At 71.9% G+C, this 18,911-nt stretch carries 16 protein-coding genes; 7 read left to right on the top strand and 9 right to left on the bottom strand.

Annotated features, from left to right (window positions below; translation table 11 throughout):
* Window positions 1-780: an ABC transporter permease gene (locus BIU96_RS18520; RefSeq protein ID WP_071294152.1), complete on the top strand. Its 780-nt coding sequence runs from the start codon at window positions 1-3 to the stop codon at window positions 778-780.
* Window positions 780-1,718, top strand: coding sequence for an ABC transporter substrate-binding protein (locus BIU96_RS18515; RefSeq protein ID WP_071294076.1), 939 nt, complete (start codon window positions 780-782; stop codon window positions 1,716-1,718). Before BIU96_RS18520 ends, BIU96_RS18515 begins: the two co-directional genes overlap by 1 nt.
* Before the next feature lie 115 nt (window positions 1,719-1,833).
* On the opposite strand, the gene BIU96_RS18510 is transcribed toward BIU96_RS18515, so the two are convergent.
* Window positions 1,834-3,621 carry an alkaline phosphatase family protein gene (locus BIU96_RS18510; RefSeq protein ID WP_083403077.1) on the bottom strand — a complete coding sequence of 596 codons (1,788 nt, stop codon included), beginning with the start codon at window positions 3,619-3,621 and terminating at the stop codon, window positions 1,834-1,836.
* Window positions 3,614-5,914 carry a helix-turn-helix domain-containing protein gene (locus tag BIU96_RS18505; protein ID WP_071294074.1) on the bottom strand — a complete coding sequence of 767 codons (2,301 nt, stop codon included), beginning with the start codon at window positions 5,912-5,914 and terminating at the stop codon, window positions 3,614-3,616. Before BIU96_RS18505 ends, BIU96_RS18510 begins: the two co-directional genes overlap by 8 nt.
* 177 nt (window positions 5,915-6,091) lie before the next feature.
* On the opposite strand from BIU96_RS18505, the gene BIU96_RS18500 reads away from it, so the two are divergent.
* Together BIU96_RS18500 and BIU96_RS18495 are read left to right on the top strand one after the other, a co-directional pair.
* Complete coding sequence (locus tag BIU96_RS18500) at window positions 6,092-6,934, top strand: helix-turn-helix domain-containing protein (protein WP_071294073.1); 843 nt, start codon at window positions 6,092-6,094, stop codon at window positions 6,932-6,934.
* Between the two features lie 90 nt (window positions 6,935-7,024).
* On the top strand, window positions 7,025-9,277 hold the full coding sequence (locus BIU96_RS18495) for a helix-turn-helix domain-containing protein (protein ID WP_071294072.1): 2,253 nt from the start codon (window positions 7,025-7,027) through the stop codon (window positions 9,275-9,277).
* Here the strand turns inward: BIU96_RS18495 and BIU96_RS18490 are convergent.
* Window positions 9,270-10,031: an aquaporin gene (locus BIU96_RS18490; RefSeq protein WP_083403075.1), complete on the bottom strand. Its 762-nt coding sequence runs from the start codon at window positions 10,029-10,031 to the stop codon at window positions 9,270-9,272. The genes BIU96_RS18495 and BIU96_RS18490 overlap by 8 nt on opposite strands.
* A gap of 237 nt (window positions 10,032-10,268) precedes the next feature.
* Between BIU96_RS18490 and alsS the strand changes: the two genes are divergently transcribed.
* The 3 genes from alsS to BIU96_RS18475 are packed head-to-tail and all read left to right on the top strand — an operon-like array spanning window position 10,269 to window position 13,209.
* Entirely contained in the window at window positions 10,269-11,990 is a 1,722-nt protein-coding gene (gene alsS, locus BIU96_RS18485) for an acetolactate synthase AlsS (RefSeq protein ID WP_083403074.1), read from the top strand.
* Window positions 11,987-12,736 (top strand): acetolactate decarboxylase, encoded by a 750-nt coding sequence (gene budA, locus BIU96_RS18480; RefSeq protein ID WP_071294071.1) that lies wholly within the window; start codon window positions 11,987-11,989, stop codon window positions 12,734-12,736. Before alsS ends, budA begins: the two co-directional genes overlap by 4 nt.
* The gene (locus BIU96_RS18475) at window positions 12,733-13,209 is read left to right on the top strand and encodes a lipocalin-like domain-containing protein (protein WP_071294070.1); all 477 of its coding nucleotides are present in this window, start codon (window positions 12,733-12,735) and stop codon (window positions 13,207-13,209) included. The genes budA and BIU96_RS18475 overlap by 4 nt, the downstream gene beginning before the upstream one ends.
* Window positions 13,210-13,219: 10 nt before the next feature.
* On the opposite strand, the gene BIU96_RS18470 is transcribed toward BIU96_RS18475, so the two are convergent.
* The 6 genes from BIU96_RS18470 to BIU96_RS18445 form a co-directional block, all read right to left on the bottom strand.
* Complete coding sequence (locus BIU96_RS18470; RefSeq protein ID WP_071294069.1) at window positions 13,220-13,792, bottom strand: TetR/AcrR family transcriptional regulator; 573 nt, start codon at window positions 13,790-13,792, stop codon at window positions 13,220-13,222.
* On the bottom strand, window positions 13,785-14,639 hold the full coding sequence (locus tag BIU96_RS18465) for an alpha/beta fold hydrolase (RefSeq protein ID WP_071294068.1): 855 nt from the start codon (window positions 14,637-14,639) through the stop codon (window positions 13,785-13,787). Before BIU96_RS18465 ends, BIU96_RS18470 begins: the two co-directional genes overlap by 8 nt.
* 65 nt (window positions 14,640-14,704) lie before the next feature.
* Complete coding sequence (locus BIU96_RS18460; RefSeq protein WP_139200148.1) at window positions 14,705-15,370, bottom strand: pyridoxal 5'-phosphate synthase; 666 nt, start codon at window positions 15,368-15,370, stop codon at window positions 14,705-14,707.
* The gene (locus tag BIU96_RS18455; protein ID WP_071294067.1) at window positions 15,367-16,167 is read right to left on the bottom strand and encodes a creatininase family protein; all 801 of its coding nucleotides are present in this window, start codon (window positions 16,165-16,167) and stop codon (window positions 15,367-15,369) included. Before BIU96_RS18455 ends, BIU96_RS18460 begins: the two co-directional genes overlap by 4 nt.
* The gene (locus BIU96_RS18450; protein WP_071294066.1) at window positions 16,164-17,537 is read right to left on the bottom strand and encodes an FAD-binding oxidoreductase; all 1,374 of its coding nucleotides are present in this window, start codon (window positions 17,535-17,537) and stop codon (window positions 16,164-16,166) included. The genes BIU96_RS18455 and BIU96_RS18450 overlap by 4 nt, the downstream gene beginning before the upstream one ends.
* Before the next feature lie 105 nt (window positions 17,538-17,642).
* Complete coding sequence (locus BIU96_RS18445) at window positions 17,643-18,836, bottom strand: nitrate ABC transporter substrate-binding protein (RefSeq protein WP_071294065.1); 1,194 nt, start codon at window positions 18,834-18,836, stop codon at window positions 17,643-17,645.
* Between the last annotated feature and the right edge of the window lie 75 nt (window positions 18,837-18,911).

The raw sequence follows: 18,911 nt of genomic DNA, 5'->3' as shown, positions 1-18,911 counted from the left end.
GTGCAGTACTTCCTCAGCGCCGTCGCGTGGCTCTTCGACCCGGCGAACTACCGCCCCGGACTCCAGACGCCGCTCCCGATCCAGGACCGGATCGGCGAGCACCTGCTCTACACGTTCATCTCGGTCGCCCTGGCCGCCCTCATCGCGCTCCCACTGGGCCTGTACATCGGTCACACCGGACGCGGGCGGAGTTTCGTCATCGCCTTCACCGGCTCGATGCGCGCGCTGCCGACCCTGGGCCTGCTCGGCACCCTCTTCGTCATCATCGGGATGACCGTGCCGTTCACGCAGACCGCCTTCATCGCGTCCATCATCGCGTTCGTCGTCCTGGCGATCCCCTCGATCCTCGCCGGGGCGTACGCGGGGGTGGAGTCCGTGGACCCGCAAACGGTGGACGCCGCTCGCTCGGTCGGGATGACGGAGCTGCAGATCCTCTTCAGGGTCGAGGTCCCGCTCTCGCTGCCGCTCATCATCGGTGGGATCCGAGCGTCCGTCCTGCAGGTCATCGCGACGGTCGTGATCGCGTCGTACATCTCGCTCGGCGGACTCGGCGCGATCATCTCGACCGGCATCAGCCTGAACGACAACGACCTCATCCTCGGCGGGGCGCTGCTCGTGACGGTGCTCGCCCTGGTGATCGACGGGCTCTTCGCCCTCGCACAGCGACTCACCCGACGCGGCGGAGCCCGACCGGCCCGCCGCTCACGCACAAACGTCCGCGCGCTGCCACTCCGGCGCCGTGCGGTGACGGTCATGCCCGTCGACGAAAGGGACCACTGATGTTCACAGCAGGCACCACAACCCGCATCCTCGCGGGCGCGATGGCGATCGGGGCGATCGTGGCACTCTCCGGGTGTTCCACCTCTGACCCCACCGGAGCGACCTCGGACAAGGGCGACGGATCGGGCAGCACGCCGATCGTCGTCGGTTCGTTCAACTTCCCGGAGAGCGAGATCCTCGGCAACATGTACGCGCTGGCGCTCAAGGACGCCGGGTTCGAGGTGACGACCAAGTTCAACCTCGGCCCCCGACAGACCACGATCCCCGCGCTCAAGGACGGCTCGATCAACCTCATGCCGGAGTACAACGGCAACCTGCTGTTCTTCTACGACACCAAGGCCAGCGCGAAGACGACCGAGGACGTCGACGCCGCGTTGAAGACCGAGATCCCGAAGGACTTCCAGGTGCTCGAGCCGTCGCCGGCCGAGGACAAGGACGCCTACGTGGTCACCCAGGCGGAGGCGAAGAAGAACGGCCTCGAGTCGATCTCCGACCTGTCGAAGATCGAGCCGTTCACGCTCGGCGCCAACCCGCAGTTCGGCACCCTTCCCTACGGCATCCCCGGTCTCAAGTCGACCTACGGCGTCGACAAGGTCACGTTCAAGTCGATCGAGGACTACGGCGGACCGGACACGGTCAAGGCGCTCGTCGACGACACGGTGCAGGTGGCCGACATCTACACGACGTCGCCCGACCTCGTGACGAAGAAGCTGCAGGTGCTGAAGGACCCGAAGAACCTGATCGCGGCGCAGAACATCCTGCCGTTCCTGAACAAGGACATCTACAGCGCCAAGCTCGCCTCGGTGTTGAACAAGATCTCCGCGAAGCTGACGACCGACGACCTCATCGCGCTGCGCAACCGGGTCGAGGGCAGCGAGAAGGCCCAGGCCACGACGGCTGCGAAGGACTGGCTGACCAAGGAGGGGCTGCTGAAGTAGCCCCCGAGCGCGTCACTCCTCGGGACGGGTGCGGAGGCGGACTGGAGGCGCGTGGCGGCCCCGCACCGCGCCTCCGGTCCGCCCCGGACCAAGATCGCAGTGTGGTTCGTCCTGTTCACAGCTCCGGTCCACGGACCGGACCGGTCTGACGGCCCAGAGGAGCGCGAACGGGCTGGTCGCGGTCGCCGAACAGGCCATGGCCGTGCTCGGTCAGCACGTCGTACGCGTCCCCGAACGTCTTCGGGACGGGCGCCCCCGGGTCGTACTTCGCCAGGAGCAGCCCGAGCAGGCCCATCCCCGGTGCCGTGAGCGGGCGGTCGCGGTCCCGGTCGCTCGGCGGCTTCCGGCTCGACTCCGGGTTGGTCGGCACGTACGGCCGCGCCACGTCGGGCCAGAGCTGCGGCTGCCGCGGCGACGTCCGGTTGAGGACGTTGTGGATCCCGCGGGCGCCGGCGTCGCGGTGGGTCAGCGGCTCGAGCCCGTGCTGCTCGGTGACCGTGTGGACGATCGCGGCGTGGTGCATCGGGTCGTTGATGATCGTGCCGGGTTCCGTGTAGGCGGAGACGACGAAGGTCGGGACCCGACCACCGAGACGGTCGAAGGTGAACCCCATCTCGCCGGGTTCCGGGGACCCCGACGGCGGGACGGCGCCGGGCGGTGGCACGTGGTCGTAGATCCCGCCGTGCTCGTCGAAGGTGACCACGAGCGCGGTGTTGATCGCGTTCGAGCCGCTCTCGCTGCGGCCGCCGCGGACGGCGCCGTAGACCTCGGCGAGCAGGACCTCGGCCGCCCGCACGTCGGACATCGCGGAGTCGACCTCGGCGCGCTCGGACCCGGTGCTCTCGGCCGGACGACTGACCGGCGGGTGCATGTCGTTGTGGTCGAACATCATCCGCGGTTCGACGAAGGCGTAGTCCGGCAGGGTCCCGTTCGCGGCGTCCTCGTGGAACTGCTCCATGCTCCGGAAATTCGACTTCCAGTACTTCTCGATGGACGGGGCGTGGAGGAAGCCGGTCAACGACACGACCTGTCGCGCGTCGAAGTACACCCGCCAGCTCTTGCCGGCGTCCTCGAGCCGGTTGAAGAGCGTCGGGACGGCCTCGGCGCCCAGCCACTTCTGCGGCCCGCCGTCGAGGCCGTTCGTGACGTAGCCGTGCGACGTGCTCGCGTGGAAGAACGACCGGTTGCAGAACGTCTGCGAGGGGACGGCGCAGTGCCAGTGGTCGTACACCGCGAAGGCCTTCGCGAGGGTCGAGAACACCGGGAGCATCGCGGGGGAGAACCCGCCCATCACGCGCGAGTACTCCTCGACGGTGGGCTCGCGACCCCGCTCGATGCGGAAGTTCACCACGTAGTCGTGGACGAACCCGGACATCGTCGGCGCGCTGGTGTCCCTCGGGGCGTTGAACGGCGCCGCGTACCCGTTCCGCACCGGGTCGGCATTGCTGGCCGGGTCCACGGTGCCGAACCACTGCGTGTTGACGTGCGGGTAGAACTCGCCCGGATCGGGATCCGGCTGGCTCATCACGACGTCGGTCGGCCCCGCGTACACGTGCGCGGGGACGACGGTCCCGTCCGGAGCGCGGTTCTCGTGCGTGCCGTGCTGGAGCCCCTCGAACGACTGCCCGGACCGCAGCTCGTCGTCGGCGTAGAGGCGGCCGAGGACGTGGTCGAAGCTCCGGTTCTCGAACATCAGGACGACGACGTGGTCGAAGCCGGGCTCCGGACGCTCGGGCAGCGGGTGGAAGCCGTACCGGGCGTCGTGCACCGAGGCGTCGTACGCGGCGCCGGCGGCGACGGCCCCGGCACCGAGTGCGGCTCCGGCGGCGCCGATGCCGGCTCGACGGAGGAACGTCCGGCGCGAGGAGGAGCCGCCACCCTGGGCGTCGGGTCGGTCAGCCATGCGCTCGTCCCACTGCGGCTCCTCGCTCGTCGGTACCGTTCGATCCTGCGCTCCCGTCATCGAGGCGCTCCAGCAGCCCCGCGCGCCACTCGCTCGCGTACCCGGTCTCGTTCTCGGCGTCGAGCAGCTGCAGCGACCGGGTGAAGTCCTCGTGGGCGGCGGCCCGACGACCGAGCGCGGCGAGCGTGTCGCCGCGCTCGCGCAACGCGAGGAGGTGGTCGACGTTCATCTCGACGGCGGATGCCACTCCGATCGCCTCGTCTGCCGCTCGCAGCGATCCTTCGAGATCTCCGGTACTCCGGCGCAGTCGAGTGGCGATCAGCAGCGCCGTCACGAGCGTGACCGACGTGATCGTGCTCGGGTCCTCCAGGTGCGCCGCGCGTGCACGGTCGAGGACACCACGCAGGGACACGAGCGCCGTCGCGTCGTCACCGATCCGCTCGAGGACGAGGGTCACGAGGTTGTCCGCCTGTGCGCGCCCCAGCTCGTCCCCGCTCTCCGCGAACGCGGCGATCGCGTCGTGTGCGAGCGGGAGCGCATCGGGTGCTCTGCCCGCCACCCGCGTCGTGGCCCAGGCTTCGTAGACGAGCGCCCATCCCTCCTGTGTCCGGTCAGCGGCTGCGACCGCTGCGGATCGGGCCTCCCTGGCGGCGCCGACGGCCGCCTGCGGGTCGGCGCGTTCGCGGAGCTCGGCCCACGCGACGTACCCCAGGTGCATGGCCTCGAGTCGATGGTCGCCCACGCGTCGAGCCGCCGCCACGGCGCGCGCGAACAGGTCGCGCCAGTTACCCCACTGCGACCAGAGGTCGGAGTACCAGTGCAGTGCGTCCGCGACGTCGAGCACGACCGTGTCCTCGCCCGCCGCAGCGGCCTGGCGGAACGCTGCCCACCACAGCGGCCACTCGCGCTCGATCCAGGCCCGCGCGACGTCGGTGTCCGGGAAGCCCGCTGCGTCCGCGCCCTGCCGGAGTGGGTCGCGGTCCGGCTCGAACCAGGCGCCGGCACGCTCGAGGAGGGTGAGCAGCCGACGGCGGAGCCGGAGGCGGTGCTCTGCCTCGGAATCCGGTCCGTCGGCGCGGAGGTGCTGCAGGGCGTAGAGGGTGATCAGGTCGTGGAGGCGGTACCGGTCCCCGCGGAGGGGTTCGAGCAGCCCGAGGTCTGCCAGCGTGTCGAGGCCGTCCTGTGCAGTGTCGACGTCGACGTCCGCCGCCACGGCCGCCACCCCGGAGTCGAAGTCGTGCCCGTCGGTGACCGCCACGGCGTGGAACAGCGCAGCGGTCGCGGTGTCGAGGCCGCGGTGGGACAGTTCGAACGCCGCCTCGACCGCGAGGTCGCCATCGACGAGGTCGCGGAGCCGACGTTCCTCGGACCGCAGTCCGGAGCTGACGTCCTGCACCGTGCGGTCAGCATCGGCAGCGACCCGGTTCGCGGCGATGCGGAGGGCGAGCGGGACGTGGTCGCAGAGTCGGGCGAGCTCGGCGAGGTCGGCTCCGTCGCGCTGCGCGGCCGGGATGATGCTCGTGAGCAGCTGCACGCTCTCGTCGACACCGAGGTGCCCGACGGACAGGTGCTGCGCGCCGCTGAGTCCGCTGAGCACCCGGCGCGAGGTCACGACGACGTGGCCGCGGACTCCGGGCGTGACCACGGGGCGGACCTGCGCCTCGGACCCGGCGTTGTCGAGGACCACGAGCGGCTGCCGTTCGGCCGCGACCTCCCGCCAGAGCGCGGCCAGGGCGTCGGCGGATTCCGGTACCGTCCCGTCGACCGTCGCGATCTGGCGGAGCAGGGACTGCAGGACCTCGACGGACGTCAGGGGATCCGTGCCGAGTCCGTCGAGGTCGACGAAGACGATGGTCCGTTCGGTCCGTCGCGCGGCTTCGAGGGCGATCGACGTCTTGCCGATCCCCGGGGGACCGGACACGAGGATCGTCTGCGGGTCCTGGCCGGTGTCGAGGAGCGCCGCGAGGCGCGTGAGTTCGACGTCGCGCCCGGTGAAGTCGGAGACCGGCAGGGGCGTGACCGTCGCGTGTCGCCCGACCGCGGTCTGCTTGCGGGCACTGCCGCGGACGGCAGCGAGCAACTGGTCGCGCCCGGCAGCGTCGAGGCCGAGCGCGGCCGCCAGGGCGAGGACCGTGTGCCGTCGGGGCACGGTGCTGATCCCGCGTTCGATGTCACTGATCGCGCGCGGGCTCACGGTCGACCGATCCGCGAGCGACTGGATCGTCAGTCCCGCGTCGAGTCGCGTCCGCCGGAGCAGATCGGGCAGGGGAGTCGTGCCGGGTGTCGGGTGCACGGTCGAAGCCTCGCAGGTGCTCGGCGCAGCCGCCAGCCCTCTGCGACCAGGTGCTCGTCGTGCGGTCGCCCGACGAGCCGTCCGGTCGATTCCGCATGTCCTCCGCATGGCGACACGCCGGGGCGACGCGGTGCAATCGACGGACCCGGGCCGGACCCGGCGAGGAGGGAGGGTGCGATGCGGAGCGGAGCGGCGTTCGGCGAGTACCTCTGGGCTCGTCGCGCACTCGTCCAGCCCGAGCAGGTCGGCCTCGACCGCGACCCGACGCGCAAGGTCGCCGGACTCCGGCGCGCCGAGGTCGCGGCGCTCGCCGGCATCAGCGCCGAGTACTACCTCCGGCTGGAGCAGGGGCGCGGTCACGTCCCTTCGGATGCGGTGCTCCGTGCGCTCGCGCGCGCACTCGTCCTCGACGGCGCATCGACGGCGTTCATGACCGACCTGGCCCACGGCGGGGTCCGACGGAAGGACGCCGGTGTCGTGGACGGGTCCGTCCGGGCGCTGCTGGCCGAGTGGCGCCACCTCCCCGTGCTGGTGCGCGATCGGAACCACGACGTGCTCGAGCTGAACCAGCTCGCGGCGGCGCTCGGCGGGATGCCGAGCGCCGAACGGGGCAACCTGGTCGTCGACGTCTTCACCGACCGTGCCCGGGAGGCCGCGCGGGGCGACTGGGCGACGACCGCCGAGCGCAGCGTCGCGGCCCTCCGGCTCTCCAGCGACCCGGACGATCCGCGCCTGCGGGAGATCGTCGGAGCCCTGTCGACCCGCGACGACGACTTCCGGCGCCTCTGGGCGCGGTACGACACCCTGCCGTGGCCGAACGGGCGTTCCCGCCACGCCGTCGAGCCGATCGGTGCCGTCGAACTCGCGTGGCAGGAGTTCGACGTCCCCGGGTCCGGCGTCACCCTGCGCGTCTTCTGGGCCGACCCGGGCTCGTCGGACTCGGCGGCACTCGCCTACCTGGCCAGCGTCGTCGGTGGACACGCGGACCTCCGCCGGATCGGTGGCGTCAGGTCGGCCTGACCGTGGGCGACGGGTGCGGCCGGCGGAACCGCTCGATCCGAGCCCGGGAGTCGTCTTGCCGGGTCTCGGCCCACGTGCCACCCTCGGGTCATGGCCCCCAGCCCGGAACGGACGTCGGTCGGCGACCTCGTGCGGCGGGCCCGCCTGGCCGCAGGGCTCACGCTCGAGGACCTCGCCGTGCGGGCCGACATCAGCGCCCGTGCCCTCAGCGACATCGAACGAGGGGTGAGTACGAACCCCCGGCGAAGCACGATCGAAGCGGTCGTCCAGGCGCTCGCGCTCCCCGGGGAAGCCCGCGACGAGGTGCTGGTAGCGGCACGTCCCGTCGAGGACACCGTCGTGCCCGACACCCGTTTCCTGACGACGCCGCCGCCGGCCGTGGTCGACTTCACGGGGCGCCGCGACGAGCTCCGGATCATCCAGGAACACCTCACGACCGCCGGTCCCGGCAGTTCCGTACTCGTGCACGGCGCACCCGGCATCGGGAAGACGTCCACCGCGCTCGAGGTCGTCCGTCGCGCGGACCGGCGGGCCGTCTTCGTGGACCTCGACGGTCTCGCTGCTCGACCGCTCACCCCGCTGCGGGTCCTGCAGGCGCTGGTCGCGCAGGTCGGCGGTACCGCGGCCCCGCGGACGTTCGCCGCCGCTGCGGCCGCGTGGCAGCGTCTCGCGACGGAACACCGGCCGGTGGTGCTCCTCGACGGTGCGGCGTCCGACGACCAGGTGTCCGCCGTGCTCGTCCCCGAGGGTGCAACCGTGCTGGTGACCTCGCGACGTGCGCTCCCGCTCCACCCCGGGATGCGCAGGGTGACCCTCGAGCCGCTCACCGGGCAGGACGGCGTCCGGCTGCTCGAACGCATCGTCCCCGTGGGACAGCGTTCGCGTGGTGACCTCGACGAGCTCGCGCAGCTCTGTGCGCTGAACCCGCTGGCGCTGCGTGTCGCTGGGAACCGGCTCCTCGCCCGGCCGGCCTGGGACGTCGAGGACGTGGTCGCCCGGCTCCGAGACGAGGACCGTCGGCTCCGCGGACTGGTGGCCGGGGACCTGGCGGTCGCTGCGGCGTTCGCGCTCTCGTACGACGGATTCGACGAAGTGACCGCACGGGTCTTCCGCGCGGTCTCGGTGATCACGAGTGACGACTTCGATGCCCGTGCGGCAGCTGCCGCTGCGGACGTCCCGGTGCTCGACGCGCAGGACGCACTGGACGAACTGGTGGACCTCGGTCTCGTCGAGCGCCGTCGCGACGACCGTCACCGGCTGCACGACCTCGTCCGGCTCTTCGCCCTGGATCGCCTGCGACAGGGAACGGGGGACGCCGAGGCGCTGGCGACGGACCGGCTCCGGTCGTGGTTGCTCGTGAAGCTCGAGCGTGCCGGGGCGTGGTTCGAGCCCGACCGAGACGGCGCCGCGGCCGGGAACGACGGTGTCGGGCTGCCGGACGCTGAGACCGCGCGGTCGTGGATCGAACGTGAGTGGCGACACTGGTGGTGGGCCTTCCAGGCGACCGCCGCGGCCGGACACCACACCACCGTGGTCGACGTCGCCGACTCCTTGCACTGGTTCTCGGACCGTTGGTCGGACTGGGGGCGTTGGCGCGACCTGTTCGCACTGTCGGTCACCGCCGCACAGGCGCTCGGGGACGCGCGTCTCGAGGGTGTGCACCTCGGGTACGTCGCGTGGGCCGAGATGATCGAACGGGCAGACCACGCGTCGGCCGTCCGTGCAGCACGAGCGTCGGGGAGCGCGGCACGTGCAGCCGGTGACCGATCCGTCGAGGGGTGGGCGAGCTTCTACGAGTCGTGGGCGCTCTCCACCGGTGGCGACCACGAAGCCGCCCTGGTCGCAGCCGCCCGGGCGGTGTCCGTCTTCGCCGAGATCGACGACGTCGACGGGCGGCGGCAGGCGTCTGTGCGGCTCGCGAACGTCCTCGGTCGGCTCGGTGACGGCGCTGCCGCCGGGGCAGCGTTCGACGAGCTCGAGCGCGATGCGTCCGAGCGCTTGGCCGCCGACCCCGATGACCAGGTCGCCCGCTTCGACGCCGTCTCCGCGATGAGCTTCCGCACCGAGTTCCTGCTCTCGCAGCGGCAGTGGGCAGCCGCAGTGGCCGCGGCCGACCGGGCGCGCAGGGAAGCGGCCCGGCTCGACTGGCGACTCGGGGAGGTCCTTGCGCTCCGTGACCGTGGGGACGCCCTGGCCGCGATCGGTGACGCTCATGGGGCAACGGCTGCTTTCCAGGCTGCGATGGACTCGCTCCGGTCGAGTCCCGGCGCAGCTCGACCGGACGTCCGCGAGAGCCTTTCCGAGCGCCTCGCCGCAGGTCGCGGTTCCCCCGCCGTCACCTGACCCGGTCTCGTCCGAGCCAGTCCAGCACCCGTGCAACGGCACCGACCACGAGGGCGCCCAGGGTGGGCGCGACGAGTGACAACCACACCTGTGCAGCGGCGGTCGGGCCGCCGTACACCGCCGTCCCGATCGACCTGGCCGGGTTGAACGACCCGTTCGACACCGGGATCGCGATCAACGCGACCGCGGTCAGGGTCAGACCGATCACCAGCGGTGTCACGGCGGTCGCACGTCGGGTGACGATCAGCACGACCGCGACGAACACCCCGGTCGTGATCGCCTCGACGGAGAAGGCCGACCAGAACCCGAAGCCGCCCGGCGACAGCGGACCCCACCCCGTCGACGCGAAACCGGATGCCGACAGTGCAGCGAAGCGCCCGCTCGCGGCCGCGACGAGGGCGATCGCGCCCCCGCCGACGACGGCACCGACGACCTGCGCGGCGACGTACGGCGGGACGTCCCGCCAGCGGAACCGGCCGGCCGTCGCGAGCCCCACGGTCACCGCCGGATTGCAGTGTCCGCCTGACACGGGCCCGAATGCGCTCGCGCCGACGAACACGCTGATGCCGAGTGCCAGGGCGACCCCGACGAACCCTGATCCCAGGTGGACGTCACGGAACCCGGTGTCGAACAGCGCGGTGCCGGCGACCGCCAGCACGAGGAACGCGGTCCCCGCGGCCTCGGCGAGCAGCCGGTGTGCCACGGGCGGCCGCCCGTGCTCGTCGACGTCCCTGGTGCTCGTCCGCTCCGGCATCGTGTCCGCTCCTCCGTCCGGGGGCCGGAAGGCCCGCTGGTCCGAGCGTCGCGGGGTCGCGCTCCTGCTGCTTGCGTCGATTGACCCGACCGGGGTTCGACGGCCCCGGATCGAGTCGCATGACGCTCTCCTCGCGCCGGTCGCTCTGCTGCGATGAGGGCCAGGAGCGGCAGGGCGCCAGGGGTCCCGGCAGCACCGACCCTCGACACGAAACCACCGACGAGAGGCAACGGCACCATGACCGACCAGGCAACCACCACAGCGGCGACGCAAGACGCGCAGCACCACATCGACCCACACCGGAGCGCCGACCAGGTCATCGACGCGCTGACCGAAGCCGGGGTGCAGTACGTCTTCGGGATCCCCGGCGCGAAGGTCGACGCCGTCTTCGACGCGTTCAACGACGGCGGGCCGGAGCTCGTCGTCTGCCGACACGAGCAGAACGCGGCGTTCATGGCCGCGGCGGTCGGGCGGCTCACCGGTACCCCCGGCGTGGTGCTGGTGACGTCCGGGCCGGGGACGACCAACCTCGCGACCGGCCTCCTCACCGCCACGACCGAGCAGGATCCCGTCGTCGCCCTGGCCGGCGCGGTCCAGCTGTCCGACCGGCTCAAGCGCACCCACCAGTCGATGGACGCCGCTGCGTTCCTGGCGACGGTCACGAAGTCGACCACGGAGTCCACCGATCCGGACGACGTCCGCGAGGCCGTGGCCAACGCGTTCCGGGCGGCATCCACCGAGCCGAAGGGTGCCGCCGCCGTGGTGCTGTCGGCGAGCGTTCTGGCGGCAGCGGCGACACCGCTCCCGGCCGGACGTCCGGCCAACCTCACGCCCGCCCTGGGGCCGGCTCCGACGGACGACATCGCCCGCGCCGCCGAGTTGATCCGCGCGGCTCAGCGTCCGGTGCTGCTCGTCGGGCTCCGCGGCTCCGACCCGGAGAGCGTCCGTGCACTGCGGGCCGTGCTCGCCGACACCGAGCTGCCCGTCGTCGAGACCTTCCAGGCCGCGGGCCTCGTCTCCCGCGAGCTCGAGGACCACTACCTCGGACGCGTCGGCCTGTTCAAGAACCAGCCCGCCGACCTCGCGCTCACCGAGTCGGACCTGATCATCGCGGTCGGGTACGACGCCGTCGAGTACGACCCGGTGATCTGGAACGCGGAGGTGGACCGACCGGTCATCCACATCGACACCGTCCCGGCCGCGTACGACCGCCACTACCGCCCTGCCCTCGAGCTCCGGGGCAGCATCGCGGCGACGATCGACGCACTCTTGCCCGCCGTCTCCGGGCTGACGCTCTCGGACGACGCGCGACACCGCGCGGTCGAGCACCGCGAGCAGCTCGGGGCGATCGACGACCACGCGAGGACGGCGGACGCCGCACTCGGCCTGGTCGACCCGGCGCGACTGGTCCTGACGCTGCGGGACGTGCTCGACGACGACGCGACGGTCGCGTGCGACATGGGCTCGAACTACATCTTCATGGCGCGGCACTTCCGCGTGTACGAGCCGCGGCACCTGCTCTTCTCGAACGGCCAGCAGACGCTCGGTGTCGCGCTTCCCTGGGCGATGGCTGCCGCGCTCCTCCGGCCGGGGACGCAGATCGTGTCGGTGGCCGGTGACGGCGGGTTCCTGTTCTCCGCGCAGGAGCTCGAGACGGCGAACCGGCTCGGTCTCTCCCTCACCCAGATCATCATGCGGGACAACGCCTACAACATGGTCGCGTTCCAGGAGGAACTGAAGTACGGCCGGACCTCCGGGGTCCAGCTCGGCGACTACGACTCCGTCGCCCTGGCCGCGACCTTCGGCGGCACCGGACGGCGGGTGTCGACGCTCGCCGACTTCGAGACCGCGCTGCGCGCATCGCTCGACGAGCCGGGGGTGTCGATCATCGACGTCGCGGTCGACTACAGCCGCAACGCCGAGATCGCGGCGCACCTGGATGCGGACTCCTTCGAATGACCACGCCATCGCAGCCCACCCACCGGGTGGACGACTCGGACGACTACGCGGTCTACCAGACGTCGACGATCTCGGCCCTCCTGGCGGGCGTCTACGACGGAGACGTCACGGTGGCGCAGCTCCTCGAGCACGGCGACTTCGGGCTGGGCACCTTCAACCACCTCGACGGTGAGATGGTCGTCGTCGACGGCGTCTGCTACCACCTCCGTGACGACGGCAGCGTGACCGTCGCGTCGAGCACGGACCGGACGCCGTACGCGGCGGTGATGCGCTTCCACGGGGCGACGGAGATCACCGTCGACGAGCCCTGCACCCTCGCGGCGGTGACCGCCCGCGTCGACGCAGCGGTGGGCAGCCCGAACCTGCCCGTCGCGGTGCGGATCGACGGGACGTTCTCCACCGTCCGGACCCGGACGGTCGGGGAGCAGCACGAGCCGTACCCACCGCTCGTCGAAGCGACCGCGCACGAGACGACGAACACCCTCCACGAGACGACCGGTACCGTCGCGGGCTTCCGGACGCCGCGGTTCGAGCAGGCGATCTCCGTCGCGGGCTACCACCTGCACTACGTCGACGACGCCCGTCAGCACGGCGGTCACGTGCTCGACGTGGCGGTGCGGGAGGCGCGTGTCCGGATCACACCGATCTCCGAGATGCGTCTCGCCGTGCCGGACGGCGCCGCGTTCCTCGGCGCCGACATCGACGTCGACCAGATCGGCCAGCAGGAACGGCAGGCCGAGGGATGACCGCGTCGCGAGCGGACACCCCCACGGCCGTCACCGTCGACGACCTCGTCGGCGCGTGGACGCTCGTCAGCGCCGTGCAGACCTTCGACGACGGCGAGCAGGTGCCGGAGTTCGGTCCCACCGCCGACGGCTACATCATCTACACGGCCGACGGTTCCGTCTCCGCGACCCTCGGCGACGCGTCCCGCCCCCGGAGCGGTGCGACCGATCCGCAACGGGCGACCGACGGGCAGCTCGCGGCCATGGCGCAGCGGTTCATCGCCTACGCCGGACCGTTCACGCTCGACGAGGACACCGGCACGGTGACCCGCCACATCGTGACGTCGCTGTTCACCGACTGGCAGGCCGGCGAGCAGCGACGACGCGTCCGCATCGAGAACGGGCTCCTCCACGAGGCGGGGACGCCACGGGAGGCGCCCGACGGACGGCGCTTCACCGTCGAGCTCCGCTGGAGGCGGGTGCCGGCCGGCTGAGGCGCGCGCCTCACCGTCGAGCGGCCGCGCGGAACCCGAGGTCCAGGAAGTCGACCATCCAGGTGAAGCTCGCGTCGACGTCGGTCGCCATCTGGAACCCGTCGGACGCCTCGAGCGTGGCGAAGCCGTGCAGGACGCTGCGGAGCATCCGGAGCGCGTGCACCTCGTCCGCGGAGTCGAGCGCGTAGGCCCGCAGCGCCGCGGCGAACGACGCCATGGTCCGGTCGAGCGCCACGGTCAGCGGGTCGTCGGGATCGGTCGGCCGGACGCCGGTCGTCGCATCGTACCGGCCCGGGTGCTGCTGGACGTACCGGCGGACGGTCTGCGCCGCGGCCTCGAGCGCGTCGCGTCCCGCTCGGCCCTGCATCGCGTCCCGCAGCTCGTCGCCGAGTTCGGTGGCGGCGAGCACCGCGATGCGGCGGACGAGGTCGGGCAGCCCGTCGACGTGCTTGTAGAGGGACGGGGCCTTCACGCCGAGGCGCTCGGCGACGAGGCTCATGGTCAGCTGCGCGAGCCCGATCTCGTCGGCCAGGCCGGCCGCGGCCTCGGTGACGATCGCCGGGTCGAGGCCGGCCCTAGGCACGCTGGTCCCCGGCGACCGAGGGCAGCGTCCGACCGAGGAACGGCAGCAGCAGCGTGAGGACCTCGGCCGGCGCCTCGGTGTGCGGGTAGTGGCCGACGCCGTCGAGGACGACGAGGGTGCCGAGTCCGTCGGGCAGGTCGGCGAGGACGCGTTCGCCCTCGGCCCGCGGGTCCGCCCAGTCCGGGTCGGCGCTGCCCTCGACGACGAGGACCGGGCACCGGACGTCGCCCAGTCGTGCACCGGCGTCGGCCGGGGAGGTCTTCGTCATCGCCCGCAGCGCCGCCATCCGTTCGGGCTGCTGCAGCGTGCTCTCGATGCGCCGGCGCTCCTCGGTCCAGTCCGCCGGCTTTGTCGGGATCGCGATGTCCAGGTAGGCGAGCCAGCCGGGCAGGCTGCCGGTCGTCATGAGCTTGAGGAGCTGCATCGTCCCCGCGCGGTGGGTGCGGTTGCGGAGCAGGCCGACGAGGTCGAAGGACTGCTTCCGGGTGAACGGTGCGAGTTCGACGATGCCGACGACGTCGTCGGGCGCGGTCGCGGCGGCGATCGTCGCTGCCCCGCCGCTGATGGACTGTCCGACGACGACCGCCGGGCCGCCCAGGTGCCGGACGAGCGCGACGAGGTCGCCGGCGATGTCGGCGCGTTCGTAGCTCGCCCACCCGGTGCTCGAGTCACCCGCTCCGCGGATGTCGACGTTGGCGACGCGGTAGCCCGCGGCGACGAGCTCGGGGACGATGAACCGGTACGAGTGTCGGCTGTCGCCCATGCCGTGGGCGAGGACGACGAGCGGTCCCGTTCCGGTGACGTCGTACGCGATCGTCCCTGCACCGGTGTCGAGGTGTTCGAGCATGGCGGCCTCCTTGGCTATTGCCTGTAGCCAAAAGCTACACCGCGTAGCCAAAGCGTGTCAAGCGCTCAGCCCGGCAAGTGCTCCAGCCGCCAGCCACCGTCCGCCCCGGGGTCGCGGGAGTAGGCCAGCCGATTGCTCGGCCCCGCCGCGTCGCCCTGCCAGAACAGCATCCGCACGGGGGTGATCGCGTACCCGGCCCAGGTCTCCGGCGGCTCCAGGTCCGCACCGCGATCCCGTTCGAACGCCGCCCACCGCTCGCGCCGACGGACGTCCGGCTCGGCCGCGAGCTCGTGGTCGTTGAGCCACGCGAGCACCTGCAGGTAGCGGCTGCGAGCGGCGTAGGCGTCACGGGCCTCCTCCGCGGTGACCACCGCCACGTCGCCGGTCACGACGAGTTGCCGCGCGTGCTCGGGCTGGTGCAGGGTCACGGTCGCGCGGGGGACGGCCGCGAGCTCGGCGGCCTTTCGGCTGCGCGTGTCGGTGTGGAAGTGGAACCGTGCGCCGTTGAAGCGCGAGAGCAGCACGGTGCGCGCGGACGGGTACCCGTCGAGGCCGATGGTCGACAGCGTCATCGTCGGTGGCGCCGCGTCCGCCCCGTCCAACCACGCCGCGGCCAGGACGAGCGGATCCGACGACGACGACGCCGACGCGGCCGACACCGGCACGGGCCCGGCCGCCGCTGACGCCGGTGCCGGTGCCGCCGCCGGCACGGCCCCGCCCGCTGCCGTCACCGCGGCGACGCCGGGTCGAACCGCGCGATCTCGTGCAGCGACGCCACCGCCTCGTCGAGGGAGTGCTCCCAGAGCGCCGCCCCGTACGAGGCGGTCGCCCGGCTCGCGTCACCGACGACCCCGGCGTCCCCGAAGTCGTTCGAGAGCCACCCGAACGACACCGGTCCGCCGTTGAACGCGATCTTCGAGAAGGCGGCCAGGTGCTCGGGCACCCAGCGCTCGGCGAGCGTCATGTCGACGAGGTCGGGGCGCAGGTGCAGCATCATCGAGGTCTCCGCGGCACCGCCGTGGATGCCGAGGCCGAGTTCGTCGGCGTCCTCGCCGTCCGGCGCGGGGATCCGCGCGAGGGTCGGCATGAGGAACGTCTTCAGCCCGTACCGCTTGCGGATCTCGCGGAGCGCGACCTGCAGCAGGGCGACGTTGCCGCCGTGCCCGTTCGCGAACACGAGCGTGCCGGCGCCGGTGAGCGCCACGGCCCGACCGACCTGCACGACCGTGTCGAACATCGTCTCGGTGTCGAGCCACACCGTGCCGGGCGCCCAGCTGTGCTCGTCGGACTTCGTGAACGCGAGCGTGGGGAGCTGCCAGACGTCGAGTCCCTCGGCGGCGGCGCGTTCGACCGCCGCGCCGCCGATGTGGTCGGCGAGCAGGAAGTCGGTCAGGAGCGGCAGGTGCGGTCCGTGGTGCTCGACGGCCCCGGTCGGCTGCACGACGATGGTGTCCGGCCCGAAGCCCGCGGCGACGGCGGGTCCGGACAGCTCCGCGAGCTTGCGGGTGCCGGCGCCCGACGCGGTCACTTGCCGAACCCCGGCACGGCCGGCTGCGCCGACGCGGTCGACCCGCCCGACACCACGAGCGACGGGTCGATCACGTGTCCGGGGTTGAGCAGTCCGTCCGGGTCGGTGCGCTGCTTCAGCACGATGAGCTCCTCGACGCCGTGGTCGACGTAGTACTGGTGCGGGCTGTGCACCCGGACGCCCAGGTCGCGGAGCACCGGGTAGCCGGCGTAGACGTCCTCGGCCCCGGTGTAGGGCGCCGTGAGCATCCCGATCGGGCCGACGTGCGCCGCCTCGATGTGCAGCATCCCGCCCGGGTACACGGCCTCGACCTCGGCGATCCGGTCGATCAGCGCCTCGCCGCCGACCTCGACGTGGAAGTACTCGGTGTCCGGCGTGTTCCGCTTCAGCCACCAGATCGGGTGGTTGTACGACAGCATCGACACCTTCGTGGTCTGTTGCAGGCCCTCGCGGACGTCCTCGACGGTGCCGCCGGCCAGGTCGATCAGGTCGCGGGCCTCGTCGAGCGCGACGGCGTCGACGATGCCCCGGAGGCTCGCCCGCCCCGCCACGATCGCGGCGTCCTTCGGCAGGGTCGCGGCGATCTCGGCGCGGTCCGCGCTGACGAGCCGCGGGACCGGGTCCAGCCCGCGCAGGGTCCGGACGGCGGTCAGGGCCTGCTCGAACGTCGGGAACGTCGCGTAGACGGCGCGCCAGTCCTGCAGTGGCTCCAGCCGGACCGTGGCGCGGGCGATCACCCCGGCGGTGCCGTACGTGTGCACGAACGTCTGGGCTTCCTCGCCCTCGACGTGGAGCAGCTGGGCCGCGCCGGGCAGGGCGATGTCGAGCGCGGTCACGAAGCCCTGCCAGTTCGACCCGTGCGCGATCGACCCGGTGCCGCCGGACCCGCCGGACAGGAACCCGCCGATCGTCGACTGTGCGGTGGACGGGTACATCCAGAGCTGCTGTCCCGCGGCCGCGGCGGCCTGTTCGAGCGCGACCATCGAGGCGCCGGCCTCGGCCGTGACCCAGCCGTCGCCGACCTCGACCACGGCGCGTGCCCGGGACGTGTCGAGGACGAGGCCGCCGTGCAGCGGGATGCCCTGGCCGTAGTTGCCGGTGCCCTTCCCGCGGGTGGTGACGGGCACGCCGTGGCGGACGGCCGCCTGCAGGGTCGCCTGGATCTCGTCGGCGCTCGCCGGCGAGGCGACGAGGTCGGCCAGACCGAGCGGCAGCTGCTCGGTGAGGATGGGGCTCATGGTCGCCTCGTCGACGGAGGCGCGTTCACGGGTGCGCTGGTCGGTGCTGACGCCGCGCTCGCCGAGCAGGTCGACGAGCTCGGCGCGGAGCGCCTCGATCGTGGTGGTGGAGGCGGTGGTGACGGTGGTCATGCTGGCTCCTGTGGGGTGGACTGGTGCGGGACGACGGACTGGAGGCGCGGGGCGGTCTGGCACCGCGCCTCCAGTCCGGTTGTGGGTCGGCTCAGCCGGCCCGGGTCAGGAACCGAGCCCGATCTTCTGGTCGAGGAACTCGTTCGTGAACAGGTCGGAGGCCGTGAGCCCCGACTTCACGTCGCCGCCGGAGCCGGAGAAGACGGGGGTGGCCTTCTTGATGAAGTCGGTCATCCGCTGCTCGTCCATGTCGCCGACGTAGCCGTTCGAGCCGTCGGTCGCGATGCCGAGCTTCACCATCTGCTTCGCCGCGAACGCGCCGACCTTCGAGTCGTAGGTCCAGCCGTTGTTGTACTGCTGCACGAGCTTCGTGATGAGGTCGTTCGTCGCGCCGGGGGACTGCAGGTAGTCGACGTCGGCCTGCTGCGTGATCGGCACGAGCTTCTCGAGGCAGGGCTTGAGCTTCGACATCTCACCGGAGCGGATCGACATCGTCTCGGGGTAGGGGTTCCAGCCGGTGCTCGAGACGAGCTTGTAGTCGACCTTCTTGCCCCAGGCCGCGACCTGGTTCTGGTAGATGTACGGCTCGGCGGTGGCGAAGCCCTGCTGGGCGTCCTTGCCGCCGGCGGAGACGAACTTCGACGGGGTGCCGTCGTAGCTGCCGTCGAGGACGCTCTCGGGGAGGATGCCGGCCGACTCGAGGTACGACATGTACGAGGCGCCGTTGAAGTAGCGGACGACGCCCTTGTTCTTCTCCAGCTGCTTGCCGAGGTCCTTGATGCTGTCGACGTCCTTGTAGGTCGACGGGTCGTACATGATGACGAAGGGGGACTGGTCGTTCTCGGCGAACACCGCGGTGGTGGGGAGCTTGCCGGAGAACTGCACCGCCTCGTCGGTGGAGACGTAGCCGAGGGTGATCGACTTGTCCTGGTACATCTGCGAGCTGACCTTCGAGTAGCCGATGGCCGGGCCGCCGGCACGGATCTCGAGCTTGACGCCGGTGCTCTTGCCGTTGGCGACGAGGTCGCCGGTGACGCTCTTGTCGGAGGCGTTGATCGCCGGGTTGGCGCCGAGCATCTGGTACAGGTGGCCGTGCTCGCCCTCGGGGTTCCAGTCGGTCTGCACGACGACCGTCGCGGGGCAGACGCTCGACAGGTCGACCTTCGGCCCGGTGGCGGTGTTCGAGGTCGCGGCGGTCGTGTTCGTGGTGCCGGCCGAGCCCGACGCGCAGCCGGTGAGGGCGATGGCGGTGGCGGCGAGGGCGGCGGTGGCGACGCCGATTCGGGTGGTGGTGCGCATGGAGGCTCCGTTCGTGGTGCGGGTCTCGTGGTGCTGGGGTGGGTTCAGGGGTGCGGGTGCGGGTGCGGGTGCGGG

Source organism: Curtobacterium sp. MCBA15_008, assembly GCF_001865065.1.
Taxonomy (GTDB): Bacteria; Actinomycetota; Actinomycetes; order Actinomycetales; family Microbacteriaceae; genus Curtobacterium.
The sequence above is the reverse complement of the archived record's forward strand: the minus strand, read 5'-3'. Positions and strand labels throughout refer to the sequence as shown.